This window comes from Flavobacterium sp., assembly GCF_040402835.1.
In the GTDB taxonomy this organism is placed as follows: domain Bacteria; phylum Bacteroidota; class Bacteroidia; order Flavobacteriales; family Flavobacteriaceae; genus Flavobacterium.
The window spans coordinates 1-4713 of the sequence record NZ_JBBALW010000051.1 but is presented as its reverse complement, the minus strand read 5'-3'; the positions used below and the strand labels follow the sequence as shown (position 1 = coordinate 4713).

General features: G+C 30.3%; 5 protein-coding genes. 4 read left to right on the top strand and 1 reads right to left on the bottom strand.

All coding sequences use genetic code 11. The annotated features are described in order from the left end of the window. Positions 1 to 171 precede the first annotated feature (171 nt). Entirely contained in the window at positions 172 to 579 is a 408-nt protein-coding gene (locus AC9UEH_RS11390) for a hypothetical protein (RefSeq protein ID WP_509531958.1), read from the top strand. A 288-nt stretch (positions 580 to 867) separates the two neighbouring features. Here the strand turns inward: AC9UEH_RS11390 and AC9UEH_RS11385 are convergent, their stop codons facing one another. Further along, positions 868 to 1227 (bottom strand): hypothetical protein, encoded by a 360-nt coding sequence (locus tag AC9UEH_RS11385; protein ID WP_509531955.1) that lies wholly within the window; start codon positions 1225 to 1227, stop codon positions 868 to 870. Positions 1228 to 1476: 249 nt separating this feature from the next. Between AC9UEH_RS11385 and dcm the strand changes: the two genes are divergently transcribed. The 3 genes from dcm to AC9UEH_RS11370 all read left to right on the top strand — a co-directional run bounded on the left by dcm (position 1477) and on the right by AC9UEH_RS11370 (position 4409). Next, on the top strand, positions 1477 to 2721 hold the full coding sequence (gene dcm, locus AC9UEH_RS11380) for a DNA (cytosine-5-)-methyltransferase (protein WP_509531953.1): 1245 nt from the start codon (positions 1477 to 1479) through the stop codon (positions 2719 to 2721). Continuing rightward, on the top strand, positions 2687 to 3994 hold the full coding sequence (locus AC9UEH_RS11375; protein WP_509531950.1) for an MvaI/BcnI family restriction endonuclease: 1308 nt from the start codon (positions 2687 to 2689) through the stop codon (positions 3992 to 3994). The genes dcm and AC9UEH_RS11375 overlap by 35 nt, the downstream gene beginning before the upstream one ends. A 217-nt stretch (positions 3995 to 4211) precedes the next feature. Beyond that, complete coding sequence (locus tag AC9UEH_RS11370) at positions 4212 to 4409, top strand: hypothetical protein (protein WP_509531947.1); 198 nt, start codon at positions 4212 to 4214, stop codon at positions 4407 to 4409. The last annotated feature ends 304 nt before the right edge of the window (positions 4410 to 4713 follow it).

Genomic DNA, 4713 nt, shown 5'->3' with positions numbered 1-4713 from the left:
ATTCAATTACTAAAATTTAGTTCGTTTAGAAGTTTTTAGACGAACTGACGTTGGCGGTCAGTTTCGCAGAACTGACCAAAAAATGAGTATTATTTTAATATATTTGTAAAAAAAAGTATGAGTTTAATTAATGATTTCGAGAAATTGCATATTAGCACAAAAACATCTTTTTTGACAATTTTTTCTCAAATTCCATTATTTTTTATTTCTGTTTATTTATTTAAAATTGATTTAATTCAAAAAATAGGTAATTTTCCTTTGAGCGATATGGATTTTTGGTTTTTAGCTTCACTATGTTTTGGACTATCTCTTACTTGGTTTAGTGCTAATTTAATTTTATCGTTTATTATTTTTACAGTTGGCGATGAATTATACAACAATGAACAGGATATTGAAGGTATATTTAAAAGTTGTGTTTTATACTCAATAATATATCTTTCTTTCTCTATTTTAATTAATTATAAAATAAATTTAGGCTTTTACAATTATATGTTGTGTGTTTACGGGTTTATACTTTTTAGAATTATTTGGGTTTTGATTGCCTATGCTATTTGTAAAAAAAAGCAACATAGAAAGTAATAAAATATAGGCAATTAAGCAAATAAAAAAATCAAAAGTTGTTAAAAACCATATTAAACTAAATTTTTTTAATCTATCCATAATATTGTTAAATTTAAAATGTTTTTCACTTAAACGGTGGAAAAACGAAACCGAAAGTTGTAATAAATAATAAAACCGCACCGCCAACACACGTTTCAAGCAATTGCGAAATTTATATTAACTTCGCGTTTATATTTCGCTATAATATTTATCTTTAACAGAAAATAATTACTCACGAAGTTCGCAACTGCGTGAAGCGTGGAACCGTTATAAGCAAACAATCCCAAAATCACGTTTAAGGATTTTAAAAACGTTTTTTTTATTAAGTGCAGAAATGTAAACATAGTTTTCTTTTTTAGTAACTTTCTTTTGTGCAACTATATTTCCTTTCATCGCTTCTGTATATTTTATTGCGAGGATTTCGTCAAACTTTGCAATTTCAATAGTTTTTAGATTTAAATTAACCTCAAATAAAGTATGATTTTTTTGAGGAATAATCTTGTAATCAAAAACGGTTTGTATTTCTTGAACTTGTTGTTTTACTTGTTCAATTTTGTCCTTCTCTTGGTCTTTTTCAAAATTTGCTAATCTCATATTTTGCCAGCTTATAACAACTGCTATATTCAATAGCGGTTATTGGGTTAAATTCAATAATTGTTTATACTTGTTGTTTTCAGTCATAAACCAAAGCGTTGTTTTGTGTTTCACGCTACTGAAATATAGCAGCGAACCGTTGTGTGTAATCCTAAAAAACCGAAATCGTAAGAAAAAACTTAAATTACTATATTTTTCTAAAAATAAAACTTGTTGAAATGTTTTTCATAAATATTAGAAATTTGTTTTCTAAAAGCAAAACTTTAGGTTAATTTTGAAAAAATGAAAAAAGTTGTGATTAAAAAGTATTCAGAAATAAAAAACAAACTCAAAATGGAGATAACCAAGACATCTAACAATGACTTGGCTCACCTAACCCATTATTTTCAAAATCATACAAATGGAGTTTCTGAATATTTTAGACCAACTGCAACTTCATACTTATCTGAAATTCACGAAAAATTAAATATTGTTGAAGAACCTGAATTTCAGTATTATTTGCCAATAAATTGGGATATTCCGTTTCCACCTACTAAAAAACCAACGTTTAAATTTGTAGATTTATTTGCTGGAATTGGTGGAATTAGACTTGCATATCAGAACATTGGCGGTAAATGTGTATTTACAAGTGAATGGGATATTTATTCCAAAAAAACTTATGATGCGAATTTTGGAGAAGTTCCATTTGGCGACATAACACAAATTTCAGAGACTCAAATTCCTGACCACGATATTTTACTTGGAGGTTTTCCTTGCCAGCCATTTTCAATTGCTGGTGTATCAAAGAAAAATTCCTTGGGCAGAGCCCACGGATTTTTAGATGAAACACAAGGAACATTATTTTTTGACGTTGCAAGAATTATTGAACATAAAAAGCCTTCGGCTTTTATGTTAGAAAATGTCAAAAATCTTGTTTCTCACGATAAAGGGAAAACGTTTAAAGTTATAAAAGAAACCCTAACCGAACTTGGATATTCAATTCATTGCAAAGTTTTAGATGGAAAACATTTTGTTCCGCAACATAGAGAAAGAATAATTATAGTTGGTTTCAAAAACTCCGTTTTTGAAGGAAAAGAAGAATTTAAATTTCCTGATTTGCCTGAGCCATCAAGAGCAATTAGAGAAATTTTAGAGCCAATAGTTGATGATAAATATACTTTGTCAGATAAACTTTGGAATTATTTGCAGGAGTATGCGAAAAAACATAAAGCACTAGGAAACGGATTTGGTTTTGGAATGACAAATTTAGATGGTATTTCTCGCACAATGAGTGCAAGATATTACAAAGATGGTGCAGAAATTTTAATTCCTCAAGAAGGAAAAAATCCACGACGTTTAACGCCAAGAGAATGTGCAAGACTTCAAGGATTTCCTGATAAATTTTTAATTCCTGTTTCAGATAATCAAGCATATAAACAATTTGGAAATTCGGTTGTAATGCCCTTAATTCAAGCGGTTGGAGTAAATATTGTTAATGAAATAATAAGAATAAATGAACTTAAAAAATCTGAAGTCGCTGTTTGTTGATAATGGTTGTAACAAAATATACATCAAAAAATTATCACCAAATGACAATTCAAAAAATCAAGTTTATTTCGGCGGAAGTTTTGAAATACTAAATATTCTGCCAATTTCTGAAATCATAAATGAAGAAGCAGGAGATTGGAACAAAGAACGTTTTAAAGCGTTAATAAATTTTGCTTGGATTGGAGAAGATGGAAACATTTATCCAGCACCAAAATCACAACTTATACTTTATCCAAAATATCCAGAAGTTAGATTTTCAGGTTTTCTTGCAAAATGCGAAAATGCACCATCAAAATTAATGACACAAAGACTTGCAGACAGACTTTTCTTTTTTAGCGTTGCTAAAAACGGAACTGTTCTTGGTTTTGTAACCGAACCTGACTCTGAAATTGCAAATGAATTCAATAGTTTAAATACAGTTTCTGAACACGGAGTTTTTAAGGTTATCGAATTACCTAAATTTGTAAATAATAGAGAAAAATTAATTGAAGAATTACTTCGTATTCATCAATTAGGTTGGATAAATTCAAAACGACTTGACGGAAAAGGAAATATTTTACCTTGCGAAGCATCGAATTGTGGCGGTTACACTTTAGAAGCAGAATTAGGAATTACACCAAATGGTTATTCAGAACCCGATTATTTAGGTTGGGAAGTCAAGCAATTTGGCGTTGCCAATTTTGCAAGAATAAATTCGGCTGTAATAACTTTGATGACGCCAGAACCAACTCACGGAATTTATAAAAGTGAAGGCGCTGAAACATTTATAAGAAACTACGGTTATGCAGACAAAACTGGTCGAGAAGACAGAATGAATTTTGGCGGAGTTCATAAAAGTGGAATTAAACATCCTACAACTAATTTAGAAATGCAACTTATTGGTTTTGATGAAGAAAGCGGAAAAATTAGGAGTACAAACGGAAGAATTGCATTAGTTGATGTTAAAGGCATTGAAACTGCATCTTGGAGTTTTGCTTCATTATTATTGCATTGGAACAGAAAACATAATCAGGCTTGTTATGTTCCATCACTTTCTGAAACACAAACTGACAGAAAATATAAATATGGAAATAATATAATTTTAGGAACAGGGACAGATTTTCAACTTTTCTTATCGCAAATGGCTTTGGGAAATATTTATTATGATCCAGGAATTAAAATGGAAAATATTTCAACCAAACCAAAGATTAAAAAGCGAAGTCAATTCAGAATGAAGTCGCAATTTTTACCGAACTTGTACAAAAAAAATGAAATTATTGATATAACCGTTTAAATGAAAAATTATAGTAAAAACAAGGACTACACACAACAGCGGTTTGGCGCAATTGGGGTTTTAGGCAAACTTTAAAGTTGGTTTTGTACTTGGAAGTTCGGTCTTTAATTTATACATTTGGATAACCAAATCCCCAACTGACGCCAAGCCACGAAACGTTATAGGAAACCCTTTTTCACGAATCGGGTCGACAACAACCAAAAAAAATATAAATAAAATGGAAAACAGAAAGTTCGATTACTTTTTAATTTGTGGTTATACAATGGGTATTTTAGTCTTCTTATTTGAAGGTTTAAAAAACGGCTATAAAAATATTAGAATTTATCAAGTCTTAATGATTATATTTTGGAGTATTTGTCTGTTTTACAAAATAAAAGAAGTCATTAAAAAGAATAATGATACTGGAATTGATTAGGAAGGAATTTGTAAAGAGTTTAAAAGTCTGTAATTGAAAAAGAATTTTTGATTCAACACAGAGAAATATTAAACCGCAGAAAGGATACTGTTGAACGCTGTTTGAGGAAAGTGTTGACGCAATTAGTAAGGGCTTCCTATAACAGCCGTTTGCAGCAATGGCTAGTTTGGGTTTGTTTTGGAAAGTTCCCGGCTAAGGGAAATTTTTTATATATTTGAATGTTCCGTGTTAGAATGACGCCACTGTCTGCAAGCGGCGGAACGTCAAACTGTCTAATAACCTCTCTTCTTCCTGTTAATACATT